Origin of the sequence: Mucilaginibacter agri (assembly GCF_009928685.1) — a bacterium.
Taxonomy (GTDB): Bacteria; Bacteroidota; Bacteroidia; order Sphingobacteriales; family Sphingobacteriaceae; genus Mucilaginibacter; species Mucilaginibacter agri.
In genome coordinates, this window is record NZ_WWEO01000043.1 from 340,260 (window position 1) to 358,807 (window position 18,548).

The window sequence follows — 18,548 nt, forward strand, 5'->3', positions numbered from 1 at the left end:
TATGAATCAAGAAATAAAAATTGCACTGGTAGAAGACGATGAGAACCTGCGTTTTCTGGTTGCCGAAAGATTGCAGACAGAAGGTTACCGGGTTTTAGAGGCATCAAATGGTGACGATGCTGAAAAAATGATTATGGATGAAAATCCGGATATCGTATTGTTAGACTGGATGTTGCCAGGTAAGCAGGGATCTGAAGTTTGCGAAAATATCCGCAAGAACGGATTTGATAAGCTGGTAATTATGATGACGGCCAAGGCCCAGGATGTTGACAAGATCGAGGCTTATAACTTTGGTGTATCAGACTATATTACCAAACCATACAATATGGATGTATTGGTGGCGATGATCGATAATAAGATCAAATTTTCGCTTAATAGCGATAAGCCGGAAACCTATCGTTTCGCCAATATGGAGCACCATCCAAATACTCACCTTTTAATTAAAGATGGCAAAAAGATAGAGCTTACCATTTTAGAGAACCGCATTTTACTTTACTTCCTCAAAAACCGGAACAAGGTAATAAACCGCGAAGAACTGATGATGGAGGTATGGGGCTACAATGCCGATGTTAATACCCGTACGCTGGATATGCATATTGTAAGGCTTCGTAAAAAAATAGAAGATAATCCAGATTCGCCTCAATACCTGCAAACGGTAAGGGGAGTAGGCTACAAATTTTCGCACGATTAGGCTTTAATAGCTGCAAAGCGCATTGGTGTTGTTAAATAAATTTGATAAAGCTTGTAACCTGTTGCCACTTTATGGCATCTTATGGTTATAAACACATATATTATGAAAGCACTGACCAAAGCAATTTTCGCTTTTTTATTAGTAGCAAGCGTCGAAAACGCGTTTGCTGATACTCAAGACCGCCATTTAACGGGCTTTAATGCTATAAATGCAGGCGGATCCTTTGATGTATATATTACACAAGGAAATACCGAATCTGTTAAGGTAGAAGCGCCCGCAGACGTAATGGATAAATTAATAACCGAAGTTAATGGCGGTGTGTTAAAGATCTATACTAAAAGTGGCAGTTGGGGTAATTTTAACTGGTTTGGTGGGAATCATAAAAAAACAGTTGTATATGTAACTGCCAAACAACTTAACAGTATCACAGAATCAGGGTCGGGCGATGTTTTTTTTAAGGATGGAATTACTGCCCCTTCATTAAAATTAAAAGTTAGCGGCTCAGGCGATATGGTTGGTAAGGTAGATACTAAAGACGTAGAGATCGGTGTATCCGGTTCGGGCGATATGAAGCTTTTGGGCCGCGCAGTAAACGCAAGCGTGGGGGTATCTGGTTCCGGTGATTTCTCTGGCAGTGGCCTCGTTACAACAAATACAACTGTTCGGGTATCTGGCTCGGGCGATGCCGCTGTAAACGTAAATGAAAAGTTGGATGCCTCGGTATCAGGTTCTGGTGATGTTAGTTACTCTGGTTCGGCTAAAAACGTTAATGCCTCTGCTTCTGGAAGTGGAAGTGTACATAAAGGTCGGTAGTTAATACCCACCTCTTTTCTAAAGACATAACCGGATGGCGTAGTCATCTGGTTATGTATCTCACAATCTTCTATAAACGTAAATTACGCTAAGCAATAAAATGCTCAGTGTGGGTTCTCTATGCTTCAAGTTATGAGAAAAGTATATTTGATTGTAGCCATTTGGGTAACGGCTCAAGCCGTTGTCGCTCAACCATTAAAGGTGAGTGCTTTTATTGATTCTTTCGTGGTGAAGAACAATTTTAACGGCACTGTACTTATTGCAAAGGAGGGCGTTGTGGGTTACAAAAAGAGTTTTGGCCTGGCTAATTTTCAACTTAATGTGCCTAACAATCCCGATACGCGTTACAAGGTTGCATCTATTACAAAGGCTTTTACATCGGTACTTATTCTGCAGCTTTACGAGCAAGGAAAAATTGATCTTAACAAAACCATAAGCGCCTACTTGCCCGATTATAAAGGCGAAGGCGCAGATAAGGTAAGTGTCGTGCAGTTGTTAAACATGACTTCAGGTATCCACAACATGGATACGGGTGCAACCTTTGAATCTGTGCTTAAAAACGGCATTCCGCAGTATCAGCATCCATATACCAGCGACGAAATGCTGACTTTATTTAGCAGCGGCAAATTAGAGACAGAACCCGGCAAGGTTTGGGATTACAACAATGCCGACTACATCATTCTCGGCAAAATCATTGAGCATGTTACCGGAAAAACTTTTGAAGAGAATTTGACTACAAATATCCTCCAGCCTTTGCAGATGGCTAATTCTGGAATTGCCCATCAGCAAAATATCATTGACAGAATGGCTGATACTTACTTTTATAGGGCTGATATTAAAGCACTGGTAAATGATCTGCCTGTTTATATAGAAAATTGGTATGCTGCCGGAGCAATGTATTCAACCGTTGATGATATACTCAAGTTTTCTAATGCCTTGTTTGGTAAAAAGCTGTTAAAACAAGCAACCTTAAACCTCATGTTTACATCGGGTCTTGGGGAATATGGGTACGGCGTTTGGGTTTATAAAGACTATGATATCAATCATAAAATGTATACGATAATAAAGAGACCGGGTTCTATCATGGGTGCACAGGCCATGTTATTTCACGTTTTGGAAAACGGGTCTACCATTATTATTCTGAGTAATACCGGCACCACAAGTCTGGACGATTTTGCTGCCAGGATAGCTGAGAAAGTTGTTGACTGAAGAAATGTTTTGTGTTGCCAATTAAAAGAAAGGCGGCTTATCGATTAGATAGCCGCCTTTCTTTTTAATCTTTAAATTTTACCAGCCGCTTTCGGCCGATATCATAAGTTATCCTGAAGGCTTGCTGGCTATCGCCCCATTGCCCCGGCGACTGCATCAGGCTGATAACAAATTGGCCTTTGATGCCATCGAATAAAAACGGAGAATAGATTATGTCGAGCCTGTTATACATCTTCTTTTCGTAAAAGGCATCGCCATAAGTAATATGATGGCCCTGGCCAGCATAAAACTCATCAAAGAAAGCAAAGCGGCGTAAGCCTGCGTAAACGCTGGCTACAAAGCCCGCAGGCACCTTAAAGCCACCACCGTCATTAACACGGGTACGTTCGAGTGAGATCATCCCCCCGGCCTCGACAGAAAGGGAGTCGAATGTGGATTGCTTGAAATTTAATCCGCCACGAATCTGTGCCGCGCCATTATCACGGATGTGGTCTCCGGGAATGGATACTGCCGGGCCAGCATCATGTAACATCGTGAAATAGTTCATGATATAGAACGGCCCTTTAGGGTTTGGAAGGTATTTACCGAGCATGCCGAAAATAAACTGTTCGCGATCTACAGCGGTCTGGCGGCTTACCCAGTCGATAAATAGGGTCTGGTAGCCGTATTCGGTTTGGTAGCGGGTTAGTAAACCCTCGATGTTTGGGCGATAATAAAGCAAAGTATCGTTAAACATTGCCCTTGGAATTTGAGTTACCAAGCCATAACGTGGAAACATACCTGCATTGAATAACCATTTATGGCTTTCGTGGCTGTAGTAGGCCACAGGATCAACTTTTAAAAAATAAGGTTGAGCCCCAAATTCGTGGATGCCGTTTGCACCAATGATAAAGTGATTTGTACTATCGAGATTGATACCTAAATCCAACTGGGTACGCATGCCCGAATAAGTGCGTGAGCGTTCTGTAAACGCCTTGTACTCTCTGTTATCTAAAAAGCCAAAACCATTGAAGTGGATATCGAGGCTGCCTTGCGCTTTTGCTGCAAGTACGGATAAAAATAGAAAGCTGAGTAAGAGGTAGATTTTTTTATTCATCTATAAATTATTGAACGGTAAAATTAACGATCCTGCTGTTTCTGCCGCCAGGAAAAGGAGTGGTTCTGATAGAGAAAATCAGCTCATAATGTCCTTTTTGCATTGGAGCAGGTAATGGAAATGTAAAATGTATAGTTTGGTGAGGTTGAAGCCTAATTTGGTTGAAATTTGGCGGTGCCAAGAGAGCATAGATTAAACGGTCGTCTTGAATAAAACAACCGCCCATAAATACCTGGTGCCTTTGCCCTGTATTGCTAAAATCCAGCACGGTATTATACGGATTGGTGATGGTTAAATTGAATGTTTTGATTTCGCCTGGCGTTGCAACCACTTTGTAATTATCGCTTTTGATATCAACACGTTGGTAGGTACGGGTATCGTCAATCCATGATGTATAGTAGGTGCCGTTGTGGGTTTTCAAGGTATCCATTACAATGGCAGTATCCACCACGTCCGAAATATATAATGTGCGCTTGTGTTGTAGGCTATCTTCCAGCGGCCAAATATCAAATTGCGTGCGGCGATAGTAACGGCTGTCATAACCGAATCCTTTTAGCGATTGGGTATAGAAACTGTACTTAGAGGGTTCCTGAAAACCCGAAAGAAATACCACTGGCGCATCGCCCGCTTTTTGCTTAATCTGTTGCGCCCACTCGCGAAACCCGAAAAAACTTTTGAAAGGCCTTAAATGTGCAATAACCGGGAGGCCGGAAATCAGAGCCAATCTTAATAATACGATCAATAGGATGTTAGCTACGGCAAGTTTGTTAAACCAGGCCGGTGGCGTAAAGCCTTGTTTAAATCGGATTAATGCCAGCATGCTTAGCGGTACGAAGGCAATCAGCGTCCAATGCGGTTGCACATTGCCTTTAAGAGTGTTTATTAAGAAGAAAATAAGCGTGCCTATCGCGTTAACTAATAAGGTGCGGATAAATGCATCTTTAACACGTGTTTTAAAAGCATAATAAAATACAAGCCACCCGATAAGTGGCCCTGCCATTAATAACTGGCCAGGTATAAATTGGTAGGTATGCGCAAAATCATAAACCTCTGACGAACGCTCGAACAAGTGGTAATTTACCGATGGATACCCATGGCTAACCTGCCAGTAAATGTGCGGTATAAATAAAACAGTAGCTAGAATCGGTATCACCCAAAACGACCAGCGTTTAAGTACCTTGATGTTGGCGGCCAGTGTAAAAGCAATCAGCAATACAGCATGATACTTGCTGTACAACAAGCAGGCAAGTGTAAGTGCAATTAATATTGCTAATTGCCAGCTGTCTTTTTTTAGATATTGCTGATAGAAGTAATAAAACAATACGGTGAAAAAGAACAGCGGAGCATCAGGCGTGGTAATAAAACCATAAATATGGAATATGAATACGCCGCCAACTATTAGGATAAACTGCCGTGCATCAACACCATAACCGCGAATAGTTAACCACAACAATCTTATGGCCAGCGTGCTGCTGATAACGGTTATTAACCGTAACCCAAATTCGTTCTGAAAAATCGAATAACCGATGCGGATAAAAACAGCTACCATCGGAGGGTGATCATAATATCCCCAATCCAATAATCGTGAGTATAGCCAGTAGTAAGCCTCGTCGGAGTGCAGGCCAAGTGTAAAAGCCTGAGCCGCGTTCAATAATGTCCAGCCGAGCAGAAAAAACCAGATCAGTTTCTCTGGATTGGCAGCTTTGCTGGATTGTGTTAAATTCATATAGATGTTAAGATACCGACGCGTACAAAGGTATATTTAAAAATTAACGCCTGTTTATTTATTACAATAAACAGGCGTTAAACGATATAATGGACGCAATTATTGCTTAAGCTTCAATTTCGAATTTAGAAAGGTTCACAAATTCTTGTATACGTGCAGCAACTTCTTCTTTAGCAAGGTTCTTGATTTTTTCTGTACCAAATTTCTCCACGCAGAAAGACGCCAGCGCCGAACCGTAAACAATAGCATTTTTCATGTTGTTAAAGTTTACCTCGCCAGCTTTGGCCATATAGCCAATAAAGCCACCAGCAAAAGTATCGCCGGCTCCGGTTGGATCAAATACCTCTTCAAGCGGCAACGCAGGTACTGAAAAGATCTTGCCTTCGCCAAAAAGTAAGGCGCCATGCTCGCCTTTTTTAATGATCAGGTATTTAGGCCCCATGGTTAAAATCTTGTTAGCTGCTTTTACCAATGAGTATTCACCAGAAAGCTGACGGGCTTCCGCATCATTAATGGTAAGCACATCAACCATTTTAATTGTTTGCAAAAGATCATCCATTGCAATATCCATCCAAAAGTTCATGGTGTCCATAACAATTAACTTTGGGCGGTTCTGTAAACGGTTAATTACCGTTTGCTGAACCTGCGGGGTAAGATTACCCAGCATTAAATACTGGCAGTCCTGATAACTCTCCGGAATGATCGGATCGAAGTCAGCAAGTACATTTAACTCCGTAATAAGCGTGTCCCGGCTGTTCATATCGTTGTGATATTTACCGCTCCAAAAGAAAGATTTCTCTCCCGGTTTCACCTGAAGGCCTTCTGTATCAATATGATGTTGGTTGAGGTCTTCTATCTCACTTTGCGGAAAATCATCGCCGACAACGGCTACTATCTTTACCTTATCATAAAAATACGATGCCGACAGGCTTGCATACGTTGCAGCGCCTCCAACAATTTTATCAGTCTTACCAAAAGGTGTTTCAATTGCGTCAAACGCCACAGTACCAATAACTAACAAACTCATGAAAAAATATTTTAATTTTTTTTTGTGCAAATATTGTGAAATTAAAGGAGAAATTATACTTTTGCACCACTCCAAACGGAAAACGATTCCTGAGTAGCTCAGCCGGTTAGAGCATCTGACTGTTAATCAGAGGGTCGCTGGTTCGAGCCCAGCCTCAGGAGCAAAGCCCCGCAAGTCCGCGGGGCTTTTTTTATGCCCTGAATTTCGATACACGCGTTGTTTGGCTGCACATTACAGTGCTGACAAAAGTACATGGAATTAGACTTTAAAATTCTGAATATGCATCGTCAACTGTTTATTCGAGGGCGAAACAGAATTGTATTTAGGCTCCTAAATTTGGAATAGTCCGGTTGCCTACCGGAGTGCCATATAAATAAATGGGCTTTGCTTTCGATAGTTGTAAACGTTTCAATGCCAGTATCTATCGAATTTGTAGCAATTTTAACCTGCTGGCAATTAGGTTTACTCGTTATATTAGCGCCCACATTTATCCCTATTCATGACGATATCGACAAAACGTACCGCCATTTTATTCCTTTTTTCATTCATTTCTTTTTCTGGTATAGCACGAAAGCAAGATTCCGTTGGTGTTGCAGCGGATATCGACAGTACCAAAATATTAACTGATACTGTTAAAGACGGCCGGTTTAAAACTGCCGGAGAGGTCTGGAAAACAGTTGTGTTTGGTGTGCCTGGTGATTTTGTACAAATGGGTAAGACCGTATCAAAAGACTGGAGAGTAACCGCAGCTTATGCAGGTGGCATAGCCTTATTTGTGCTAGCCGACAAACCGGTTACTCAGTGGTATCAGGATAACGTAGAGAAAAACGTTAAATATAAGTTTCCAAAACTTGCCAATCCTGGAAATTCCCGGTTCTTTTACGGAAATGATGCTTACCTAAATTATTCTATCATGGGTCTGTATGCGGGTTCGCTTATAGCAAATTATAAAACCGGGCAAATGGCTGCGCTTAATTCAACAAAAGCGTTAGTCTATTCTTACCTTATTTCGCAGGTTTTTTTAAAATCCATATTTGGCAGGCGAAGGCCGGATTTAACCCTCAGTGACGGCAAGCCAGCAAAATTGCCCTACACGGATAATCCATACGATTTCTTTGCCATCCATAGGCTAAATTTTACTACTGGACCAAGCGGTACTTCTTTTCCATCTATGCATGCTACGGCCTATTTCGCGGTAGCTAAAGTTATGGCGATGGAGTTCAATAACTATTGGATACCATATGGCGCTGTTACTGTGCTCTTTTTTGCCGATGTAGACGCTCATCAGCATTGGGTGGGAGATATGGTGGCCGGCGGCATAGTGGGTACATTGATAGGAAAAGGTATAGTACTCAGCTCGCGTGCCTGGGAAAAAAAGCAAGCTCAAAGGAAATCCATACAAAACCGACAAAACAAAATCAATTTCAACTATCAGGTACTACCTGTTGTATCGGGCGGAATGACCGGATTAACTTTACATATGTCGCTTTAAATTGGTCGGAGATACCAAGCTCTACAGGGTCTTGTAATTTATCGATCTGCCTGCTATGTAATTGCAATTTCTTGCTATGCTCATAATTACTGTATATATTAGATAGTAATTATAGCCGTTCCACGCAGAATATTCGGTTGAAAGCCTTTTAACCTTGTTTTATACCAATTTTAAATTTAAGAATATATTAATATGTGTTAGAAACAGAGATACACCTTATTGGCAAATTTTCAGTAAAAATGATTATTAGTCCAACAACTGCCCGGTAAGCACTTGTGCAGTTTAGTTTCCGCGGGTAACATGTTAAACGCTATATTATTTTCCAACTCCTGCCGTTATAGTCACGATAGAGGAATGCTATCAAACAACTTCTCTCATTATTTATATGATTTTGAAAGATGAGGCGGGTTGCACTTTATGCCGGATGCTATTTTGATTGCCCCGACTTGGAAAACCTAGCCGCAGATTAATAAATTTATCGAACGAAGTTATTTATAACATTCTTGTTACGAAAATATATTGTGTGGCGGTATGGCGTGGATTAACTGTTAAATTAAATTATTTATGGTTTGTTTTGATATATTTGCTCAGCATTTGCGCCTTATCAACATAGCAAACGAGCCTCTATGCTTCTGATATAGCCTATCAATGAGAAATTAATGAAATTAAGATTACTACTGTTCGCTCTCGCCTCAATCATATTATCTTCCTGTAGTTCTAAAAGGAATTTGGTTTATTTCAGTGATTTGGCTGATTCTTCAATTTATAAAACCAGGATCCTAAATATTGCCGAAAGTAAAATTAAAAGTGGTGACATTCTTGGCATTAATGTTAGCACTTTAAGCCCCGAATCAAACATTTTGTTTAACAGCGGCGTAAATAATAATCCTATTAGGCCAATAGATCCAACGCAACCAACCCCAACAAGCTCGCAAACACCAATTGGTTATGAGGTTGACCGCGCCGGCAATATCAATTTCCCTGTTATCGGAAAAATTAAACTTATTGACTTAACTAAGGAAGAGGCAAGCGATAAGCTTTATAACGCCTTAAATGGTTATGTTAAAAATCCAATAGTAAACGTGCGCTTTCTGAACTTTAGAGTTACGATTATTGGCGAGGTAAACAAGCCCGCTACGTTTAATATTCAGAATGATCAGGTAAGTGTTTTAGAGGCGTTAGGGCTTGCGGGAGATCTTACCCTTTATGGTCGGCGCGAAAATGTTTTGTTAATAAGACAAACAGGAAATGACCGCACCATGGTTCGCTTAGATTTAAACAACAAAGATATACTGAACTCTCCTTATTTCTATCTACAGCAGAACGATGTTTTGTATGTAGAGCCTGATAAATCAAAACTGCAGTTAACTAACAATACACGTACAACTTCAATAATTGTGGCCAGCGCCACTATTATAGGTATCCTGCTTTCGAGACTATTATTTAACTAATGAACAATCAAAATACTTCAAATTCAAAACTGGATATTTCCTTCAAGGATATTTTTGTTCAATATCTGCGCGTCTGGCCTTGGTTTGTGATTTCGTTAATAGCAACCATGATCTGTGCCGGTATTTATTTACGATATGCGATTTCACAATATAGTATCAATGCGACAATACTAATTAAAGATGATAAAAAGGGTGCCGATCTTGCCGACGCTGCATCAGCAATAGACTTGGACATCTTTAAGTCTACCAAGAGTGTAAACAACGAAATTGAAGTACTTAAAAGCAGGCGATTAATGCAGAAAGTTTTAAGTGATCTTTCACTTAGAGCAACATGTTATGCGGTAGGCACTATTAAAACTACCGAATTATATGGAAAATCCCTGCCTATAAATATCGTAATCAATAAACTTGATTCACTCGCTTATTTAAAAAGTATAAAGTTAACAGTATCAGACGGAAATGTTTTTGAGGTAGATGTTGATCATGAAACCAGTATAGTACATTTTGGTGAGAGAATTAATTTGCCGTACGTTTCGTTTACGGTTACAAGTAATGCCCACATTCAAAAAGGTAAAGCTTTTTTAGTGAAATTTAATGATCTGAGGAAGTTGGGGCTTTATTACGATAGTAAACTTAATCTAACAGTTGTTAATAAGGACGCAAGTGTATTAGCACTAAGCTTGGTTGATCCAGTTCCAGAAAAAGGAACGGATATATTAAATAAGCTGATAGATGACTATAATCAGGAAGCCATTGAGGATAAAAATCTACTAGCGCAAAATACAATCGGATTTATAGATGGGCGTCTTAAATATTTGCTTACCGAGCTTACCGGGGTAGAAAAAAATGTAGAGGGCTTTAAAAAAAGCAATCAAGTTAGCGATGTTTCTGTTGATGCTCAGGCCTTTATGGATCAATCTACAGAATATGCAAATAAGTCAAATGATATTAATATTCAAATTGGTGTGCTGGATGCCATTGAAAGCTATTTAAGTAAAGACGAAAATAGATATGGTTTAATACCAAGTTCACTGGGCATTCAAGATCCGACACTTAATAGCCTGATAGAACAACTCAATTCTCTCCAATTAGAAAGAACCCGGCTCCTCAAAACGGTGCAGGAGGCAAGTCCCATTATTACCGGGATTAACGATCAGATATTAAACTTACGGAAAAATATCCTAGAGAATCTGAAGAATATAAAGAGTGGATTTCAAATCACTCGTAATAGTATAGATCAAAAGTATGGGGCCTTTAAATCACGTATTAAAACTGTACCGACTATTGAGCGAGGTTTAACAGATATAAAGCGTGAGCAGGCGGTGAAGGAAGCGCTATATGCTTTTTTATTGCAAAAAAGAGAAGAAGCGGCCATTTCCCTCTCGTCAGCTGTTGCAAATTCGAGAATTATAGATAGAGGTTATGTTGATGATATTCCTGTTGCACCCAAAAAGCAAATAATTTTTTTACTTACATTGGTTGCTGGCTTAGGTGCGCCCATTTTAGGTGTTTATATTCGCGAGCTTTTAAATATTAAAGTACAGTCTATAAACGACGTAACGAAGATTATTCCAGAGGTTCCGGTATTGGGTGAAATAACGCATAACGATACTTTAGAGACGTTGATTATCAAGGGCAATAATCGATCTGAAATGGCAGAAAGGTTCCGTTTAATCAGATCAAATCTTCAATTTACTTCTACGGGTAAAAATAAAGTAATTATGGTTACCTCCAGCCGAAGTGGCGAGGGTAAAACGTTTTTCTCGATAAATCTTGCCGCAAGTTTGGCTTTAACCGGTAAAAAAGTAGCTGTTCTAGAATTTGATATCCGAAAGCCAAAAATGTTAAAAGATCTCAACCTTGCCCCCTTTCCAAATGGAATCACTAATTTCTTAATAGATCCAAAACTCACGATTGAAGATCTTGTACATGATTTTAAGGAAGTACCAGGTTTACATATTATTTCATCCGGCCCTATTCCTCCTAATCCATCAGAACTGCTGTTGGGACAAAGAGTGGACGGCTTGATGGATCAGCTGAATGAAAAATATGATTTTGTAGTTGTTGATACATCACCAATAGGTCAAGTGGCGGATGCTTTTACCCTAGGTAAGTATGCGGATTCGAGTATTTATATCGTCAGGTATAATTACACATTTAAAGAGCAGCTCCATATTGCCAGGGATATATACCAAAATGCTAAAATGAATAATTTGTTAATGGTTATGAATGATCTTAAAAAATCGCGCGGAGGTGCTTATGGTTATGGCTATGGTTACGGCTACGGTTACGGAGGGTATGGCGGTTATGGTATGGATGACGAATCCTCGAAAAAAGGAAGAAATAAGCAACAGAAAAATCGAAGATAAATTTAACTACGAATAAAATAATTGATATGGATATTGAGCTCAACAATGTAAAAATAAGTGTTATAGGCTTAGGATATGTTGGATTGCCGTTAGCTGTTGAATTTGCTAAGCGTTACAAAGTGGTTGGATTTGACATCAATGAATTAAGGATTACAGAACTAAAAGCAGGGAAAGATCGCACATTAGAAGTTGACGACGAATTATTAAGTGAGGTTATCAATACGACAAATAGTAATAATGGCCTGATTTGTTCTAGTGTATTGGACGATATCGGCGATAGCAATATTTATATCATAACTGTTCCTACACCGGTTGATAAAAACAACCGACCTGATCTTACACCCTTATATAAGGCAAGTAAAACGGTTGGAAAGGTACTGAAAGCGGGTGATATTGTAATTTATGAATCCACTGTTTATCCCGGCGTTACCGAAGAAGAATGTGTGCCTGTTTTGGAAGAAGTTTCGAAACTGAAATTTAACGTTGATTTTTTTGCAGGCTATTCTCCGGAGCGCATCAATCCGGGCGATAAAGAACATACTGTAGCTAAAATCCTTAAAATTACATCTGGATCAACCCCAGACGCAGCAGAGAAGATAGATCAGCTTTATAAATCGGTAATAGTCGCAGGGACATACAAAGCCGCATCCATCAAGGTAGCGGAAGCCGCGAAGGTAATAGAAAATTCGCAACGGGATATCAACATTGCGTTTGTTAATGAATTAGCCAAGATATTTAACCGTTTAGGAATTGATACCGATGAGGTATTACAAGCCGCAGGTACAAAGTGGAATTTTTTGAAATTTAAGCCAGGATTAGTTGGTGGCCATTGCATTGGTGTAGATCCATATTATCTGGCGCAAAAATCGCAAGAAATTGGTTATCATCCCGAAATAATTTTAGCGGGTCGAAGGCTGAACGATGGCATGGGTGAGTATGTAGCTCATGAGGTTGTTAAACTGATGGTGAAAAAAGATATCCCAGTTAAAAACTCCAAAATATTGGTGCTCGGAATCACCTTCAAAGAAAATTGCCCGGATGTACGCAATACGAAAGTAATTGACATTTTAAAAGCGTTAAAAGACTACCAGGCCAATGTTATACTTCACGATCCGTGGGCTGAACCTGCAGAAGTTTTACATGAATACGGCTGGGAATCTATAAAGGGGCTTCAATTAATTGATAATTGTGATGCGGTAATACTAGCCGTATCACATGATCAATTTATAGACCTGGATATTAAATCGCTTTGCAAATCGAACCATGTAATCTATGACGTTAAAGGCATTTTGCCTAAAAATTTGATAGACGCAAGACTATAGCTTTTTAAATAAGAAGATTTCATAAACTATTTTAAATTAATCATGTACAATAAAGCCTATCACACAAAAAATTTAACTCAATTCAGCTTTTTAGTTACCGGTGGAGCTGGGTTTATAGGCTCTAATATTGTAGAGTATTTATTGAAATACAACGCCAAGAAAGTAAGAGTAGTTGATAATTTTTCAACAGGGTTGAGGCAAAATATAGAGCAATTCTTAACAAATCCCTCCTTTGAACTGATAGAGGGCGATATTCGTGATCTCGAAATTTGTAGATTGGCGCTCGAGGGTATCGATTATGTAAGCCATCAGGCTGCTTTAGGTTCTGTACCAAGATCTATTAACGACCCGATAACAACTAACGAGGTTAATATTAGCGGATTTTTAAATATGCTTGTTGCAGCGCGTGATGCAGGCGTGAAACGGTTTGTATACGCCGCCAGCTCGAGCACCTACGGAGACCATCCAGACCTGCCGAAGGTTGAAGATAAAATAGGTAATCCATTATCTCCCTATGCAATAACGAAGTATGTTAATGAACTTTATGCTTTAGTATTTTCAAGAACTTACGATTTTCATTCGGTTGGGTTGCGCTATTTTAACGTGTTCGGTCCACGGCAAAACCCTAATGGTGCGTATGCTGCAGTGATCCCGCTATTTGTAAAGTCCGCTTTAAATAAGAAGGCTGCACTTATCAATGGTGATGGCAAAACGAGCAGAGACTTTACCTTCGTTGAAAATGCAGTACAGGCAAATATTAAAGCCTTATTTATTGAAGATATCGTTAAATCTGAAGTAATTAATATTGCATATGGTGAAAGCACCACTTTAAATGAACTTTGGGAAGAAATATGTAAGCTCTGCCAGATAAACATCGATCCAATATACAACACGGAGCGAAAAGGAGACGTTAAGCATAGCCTCGCTGACATTTCTAGAGCTGCGCTATTGATAGGCTATAATCCTGAGTTTTCAGCTCTGCAAGGGCTTGAAAATGTTGTCAAATGGTATACTGAACAAAATAGCTTTAAAAGAACCGAAGTATAATCAGGGCTATAATTTTGTAGCTATTACGTCAGATATATTTATTCATATTTGACGTTGATTTTTATACCGTCGATCTGCAAATATTTTTTAATGCAAAAAGGAAATGTCGATTTTGTTGAAGAAGTGAGAACGAAGCCTGGAGAAAGGAGTAGGAAAATTAAATTGCTGCTAAAAGGAATGTTAACTAACACAACTGTTATTAATATTCTTTTGGTCTCTGGGGTTAATATTTTTGTAAAAGGATCGGGTTTTTTGAAGGAAAGCCTCGTAGCACATACATTTGGCCTTTCAGCACTTTTAGATACCTTTTATATCGCGGTGCTTATACCCTCATTTATTAACAATGTATTTGTTGATTCGCTAAGTAATATTTTTATCCCTAATTATATAGCAGAATTAGCCTCAAGTAAACAAAAGGGAATATTTCAATCCGTTAGTTTTATCATTGTCACTTGTATTGCCATTGTATTTTGCATAATATGCATCCTCTCTACTGATACGTTTTTACCGTATTTATATCCTGGGCATGCTGCCAGCTATTACAACCTTATTTTGGTTCAATTTTACTGGATACTACCGGCCTTGTTCTTTTGGGGATATTCTTCCTTACTCAGTTCACTATTGATAGTCGGAGGCAAGTTTCTATACACTACAATTTATCCCATATTAACTACATTTAGCGTAGTCGCCTGTATCATATTTTTCAATGACCAATTAGGTGTTTCAGTTTTGGCCATTGGAATGCTTATGGGGAGCTTTTTGGAATTCTTATTTCTTTTATTAAGCGCAATTTATTTTAAAGAGATTCAATTTAAATATCCTCGTCTAAATTCCAACCTCAGGTTGATGATAAGACAATTACCAGCTAAAGCGTCATCGGGATTTCTAATTGGAATGAATAGCTTTGTAGATCAATTTTTTGCGGCGCAGTTATTAGTTGGATCCATAACAGCAATAAACTATGGAGTTAAAATTCCTTCTTTTGTTGCCGGGGTATTAGTAATGGCTTTAGGTAATGTACTGCTTCCTCGCTTTGCGAAAGAAGTCAACAACAATCTTTTAAAAGCGTACGATGACCTTTTTAAAATTCTGAAAATTACATTTTTTGCTACCGTCTTACTAAGTGCGGTTGTATTTCTATTTTCCGATCAGATAATTTTTTACTGTTTTCAAAGAGGCAAATTTCTGCACAGCGACACCATGATTGTTTCGAACGTGCAGAAAATATTTTTACTGTATGTGCCATTTTATATTTGCAGTATTGTACTGGTTAAATTTTTGACAAGTATTAACAAAAACCATCTTATGGCTTGGGTTTCATTGTTAAGTTTGTTGTTAAACTTTGGGTTAGATTTTTTGCTGATTAAGCCATTTAATTTATATGGGTTAGCGATAAGTACATCTGCAGTTTATTTTGTTAATTGCTTGATATTGTTTTGTTGTGTGGTCTATCAAAGAAAAAAATGCAGTATATAAGGTATATTATATTAAGCTTGTTTTTTTGGAACATCCCCTCCTTTACACTCAATTTAGGATACAGTGATTTAAGTTCGATATTAAGTTATCTTTCCTTTATACTGCTCATTGCATACCATATCTCAAACGCCAAAAGTACCCCCATCCGGCCATTAATATGGTTAGGAATATTATATTATTTAATCGCTGGACTTCAGCTTAAAACCGATCTGGAGATTTACATGTTGGAGGCGGTTAAGTTTTTTATAATAGTTATTTGTAGTAACACCCTTTTAAAAGATTGTACCGAAAAGGATTTTTTCATGTTTCTATTAGTAGGCTCTTTGAGTATAATCATACAACCTTTGTTCTTTCCAGATAACTATGGCAGGGCCAGTGGTTTGTACATTAATCCTAATTACGCTGGGTTTGTTTGCCTTATTGGGTATTGTGGTTCTCTAGGATTGCAAAATCATTATGTAAAAAGAACGGGGCAGTTTCTGTTTTCTTTTTTAGGGTTGCTAACTTTTTCGCGAACATTTATTTTGATTTGGGTAATACTAAATCTTATTCACGCTTCGGTCAATTTAAAGAATATAAAAGGTTTAGTTATCGGTGTTGTTGCTATTATTGGTATTCTTTCTTTCGCGAAAACATTTAATCTGAATGGTCTTAGATTTAGTCAGTTTCAAGATGTTTTGGACTCGAAATCCAAGATTGCCGATTTAAATCAAGACTCCCGTACCGACACTTGGGCGAAATATTATGATAAGATACTCGATAGCCCTATCTCAGGTAATGGGTTTGGGGCGCTTAGAGGAATTGATCAGGGAGAAGGCGTTCACAACTCTTATCTGCTGATTTTAGGTGAGGCTGGAATTGTGCCTTTTATGGTGTTTACAATCTATTTTATTTTTATGATCTTTAAGAGTTGGAAGTTTTTAAAAACAAAAATACATTTGCTTTTTGCCAATATAGCAATCGCTATGTTTCTGCTTACTAGCCATAATTTTTTTAATAATTATATAATCTTACTGAGCTGTATTTGGGCGTACAATAAAAGTTATTTGCAATCAGATATCGATAATGAGGAAATAGAAGTTAAGGTTGAGGTTTTATATGACGGGGTTTTGCCTAAAACTTTTTCCCGATAAAACAGTAAGTTTTGTTTATAATATAACATTTTGAAAATATCGTTTCTTATTGGTGGTATGGACTCGGGCGGAGCTGAACGAGTGATATCAATTTTGTCAAATTGGTTTTCAGCCCGACATAAGGTGAATATAATAAGTTGGAACAATAACGAGTCGTTTTACGCCCTAAACGAAAATATCATTCATCAGAAATTAGATTTAACCTACAACAACTCGTATCGGAATCATTTAGCATTTAATATAAAGAGAGTAAATTCCTTACGTAAGCTCTTAAAATCAACTAAACCAGATGTACTGATTAGTTTTATTACCCCTAATAATGTTTTAGCCATTTGCGCTGCGAAAACTGTTGGTATACCAGTTATCGTCTCTGAAAGAGGGGAGTTATTTTCTGCCGACATATCTCCCTTTTGGCAGCGCCTAAGAAAAATGACATATAGGTTTGCTGATGCCTTGGTATTACAAACGCATGAGGCGAAAGAAATTGCCATTAGAAAACATTTGCAAGCCAGGCGAAACGTTGTAATTGCAAATCCAATATCTGTTGATACAGAACCAATACCAGAAAAGGAGAAAGTTATTTTATTTGCAGGACGTTTGTCAAAAGATAAAAGTGTTAAAGATTTATTAACTGCGTTCAGTCGGTTAATAAATCAGTATCCTGACTATAGTCTGTGGATTGTAGGAGAAGGTACGGAGAAGGAGGCATTAATGACGACTGCTGTAGAAATAGGGATAGTGAGCAAAACAGTTTTTTGGGGTACTCAGAAAGACGTAAAGCCTTTTTATCATAAAGCCTCAATATTTGTTTTGCCTTCTATCAGCGAAGGGTTTCCAAATGTTTTATTGGAAGCGATGAATTACAAAGCAATAGTAGTGTCTAGCAACTGTCCAATGGGGCCTAAGGAAATAATCCAGAACGGTGTTAACGGATTTCTTTACGAGCCAGGAGATATAAACCAGCTTGAACTATATTTGAATCGGATCATGAGTAATCCCCCCGAATTGAGTAAGTTGACCGATGTTGCTTTAAAGAGTTTAGATAAATACGCTATAGATAATATAAGCCAGGAGTGGGAGAATATTATTAACGAAGTTAAAAAAGCTATTAACAAATTTTGAGTGAATAATAACGGAATTTAAACAATTAGTTATGCTTGGGGTATTTAAAATATTCAGGAATAAAATATTATATCATAGATATGGCGCGGTAGAATTCTATAGGCGCCAAGGGGTGAAAATTGGCGACAATTGCCGCCTTTACAGCATGATTATTAGCTCTGAACCCTTCCTAATTGAAATAGGAGACAAAGTAACGATTACAAGCGGAGTAAGGATCCTCACGCACGACGGTAGTACGTGGCTGATGAACGATAAAAAAGGCAGAAGGTTTCTATATCGTAGTGTAAAGATTGGTAACAATGTTTTCATCGGGGTAAACTCTATAATTATGCCTGGTGTAATAATCGAAGATGATGTAATTGTTGCGGCAGGTTCTATCGTTACCAAATCAATACCAGGCGGCGTGATTGTTGGCGGAAACCCCGCAAAAATTATTGGCAGTTACCAGGAATATATCCAAAATGGGTTGTCAACTCTGCATACCAGTGAAGATTTTGACGTTACAGTTTCTTACCAGGAAGCTATCGAAAAGATTGTTGACCGTACTCACAAACCATTTTTAAAAGCTTAGTAT

Annotated in this window: 15 protein-coding genes and 1 tRNA gene; 13 read left to right on the plus strand and 3 right to left on the minus strand. The window is 38.5% G+C overall.

What is annotated here, in order from left to right; translation table 11 throughout:
- The first annotated feature begins 1 nt into the window (after position 1).
- From GSY63_RS14360 to GSY63_RS14370, 3 genes are all read left to right on the plus strand, one after another.
- Complete coding sequence (locus GSY63_RS14360; protein ID WP_166586511.1) at positions 2 to 691, plus strand: response regulator transcription factor; 690 nt, start codon at positions 2 to 4, stop codon at positions 689 to 691.
- A gap of 102 nt (positions 692 to 793) precedes the next feature.
- Complete coding sequence (locus GSY63_RS14365; RefSeq protein ID WP_166586512.1) at positions 794 to 1,504, plus strand: head GIN domain-containing protein; 711 nt, start codon at positions 794 to 796, stop codon at positions 1,502 to 1,504.
- Positions 1,505 to 1,636: 132 nt separating this feature from the next.
- Positions 1,637 to 2,713, plus strand: coding sequence for a serine hydrolase domain-containing protein (locus GSY63_RS14370; protein WP_166586513.1), 1,077 nt, complete (start codon positions 1,637 to 1,639; stop codon positions 2,711 to 2,713).
- Positions 2,714 to 2,777: 64 nt separating this feature from the next.
- On the opposite strand, the gene GSY63_RS14375 is transcribed toward GSY63_RS14370, so the two are convergent.
- The 3 genes from GSY63_RS14375 to GSY63_RS14385 all read right to left on the minus strand — a co-directional run bounded on the left by GSY63_RS14375 (position 2,778) and on the right by GSY63_RS14385 (position 6,562).
- The gene (locus tag GSY63_RS14375) at positions 2,778 to 3,809 is read right to left on the minus strand and encodes a hypothetical protein (RefSeq protein ID WP_166586514.1); all 1,032 of its coding nucleotides are present in this window, start codon (positions 3,807 to 3,809) and stop codon (positions 2,778 to 2,780) included.
- A 7-nt stretch (positions 3,810 to 3,816) separates the two neighbouring features.
- A complete protein-coding gene (locus tag GSY63_RS14380; RefSeq protein WP_166586515.1) occupies positions 3,817 to 5,535 on the minus strand; it encodes an ArnT family glycosyltransferase in 1,719 nt (572 codons plus the stop codon).
- A gap of 106 nt (positions 5,536 to 5,641) precedes the next feature.
- Positions 5,642 to 6,562, minus strand: a complete 921-nt coding sequence (locus tag GSY63_RS14385; protein ID WP_166586516.1) for a PfkB family carbohydrate kinase — start codon at positions 6,560 to 6,562, stop codon at positions 5,642 to 5,644.
- 87 nt (positions 6,563 to 6,649) lie between these two features.
- Between GSY63_RS14385 and GSY63_RS14390 the strand changes: the two genes are divergently transcribed.
- The 10 genes from GSY63_RS14390 to GSY63_RS25075 all read left to right on the plus strand — a co-directional run bounded on the left by GSY63_RS14390 (position 6,650) and on the right by GSY63_RS25075 (position 18,545).
- Positions 6,650 to 6,723, plus strand: a tRNA-Asn gene (locus GSY63_RS14390).
- Between the two features lie 338 nt (positions 6,724 to 7,061).
- A complete protein-coding gene (locus GSY63_RS14395) occupies positions 7,062 to 8,054 on the plus strand; it encodes a phosphatase PAP2 family protein (protein WP_166586517.1) in 993 nt (330 codons plus the stop codon).
- Between the two features lie 746 nt (positions 8,055 to 8,800).
- Entirely contained in the window at positions 8,801 to 9,505 is a 705-nt protein-coding gene (locus tag GSY63_RS14400) for a polysaccharide biosynthesis/export family protein (protein WP_243749235.1), read from the plus strand.
- Complete coding sequence (locus GSY63_RS14405; protein WP_166586519.1) at positions 9,505 to 11,874, plus strand: GumC family protein; 2,370 nt, start codon at positions 9,505 to 9,507, stop codon at positions 11,872 to 11,874. The genes GSY63_RS14400 and GSY63_RS14405 overlap by 1 nt, the downstream gene beginning before the upstream one ends.
- Positions 11,875 to 11,900: 26 nt before the next feature.
- On the plus strand, positions 11,901 to 13,196 hold the full coding sequence (locus GSY63_RS14410) for a nucleotide sugar dehydrogenase (protein WP_166586520.1): 1,296 nt from the start codon (positions 11,901 to 11,903) through the stop codon (positions 13,194 to 13,196).
- Between the two features lie 42 nt (positions 13,197 to 13,238).
- Entirely contained in the window at positions 13,239 to 14,243 is a 1,005-nt protein-coding gene (locus GSY63_RS14415) for an SDR family oxidoreductase (protein ID WP_166586521.1), read from the plus strand.
- Between the two features lie 90 nt (positions 14,244 to 14,333).
- On the plus strand, positions 14,334 to 15,719 hold the full coding sequence (gene murJ / locus GSY63_RS14420; protein ID WP_166586522.1) for a murein biosynthesis integral membrane protein MurJ: 1,386 nt from the start codon (positions 14,334 to 14,336) through the stop codon (positions 15,717 to 15,719).
- Between the two features lie 344 nt (positions 15,720 to 16,063).
- Positions 16,064 to 16,852, plus strand: coding sequence for an O-antigen ligase family protein (locus GSY63_RS14425; RefSeq protein WP_166586523.1), 789 nt, complete (start codon positions 16,064 to 16,066; stop codon positions 16,850 to 16,852).
- Positions 16,853 to 16,882: 30 nt separating this feature from the next.
- Positions 16,883 to 17,974: a glycosyltransferase family 4 protein gene (locus GSY63_RS14430; protein ID WP_166586524.1), complete on the plus strand. Its 1,092-nt coding sequence runs from the start codon at positions 16,883 to 16,885 to the stop codon at positions 17,972 to 17,974.
- 145 nt (positions 17,975 to 18,119) lie between these two features.
- The gene (locus tag GSY63_RS25075; RefSeq protein ID WP_317168577.1) at positions 18,120 to 18,545 is read left to right on the plus strand and encodes an acyltransferase; all 426 of its coding nucleotides are present in this window, start codon (positions 18,120 to 18,122) and stop codon (positions 18,543 to 18,545) included.
- Positions 18,546 to 18,548 lie beyond the last annotated feature (3 nt).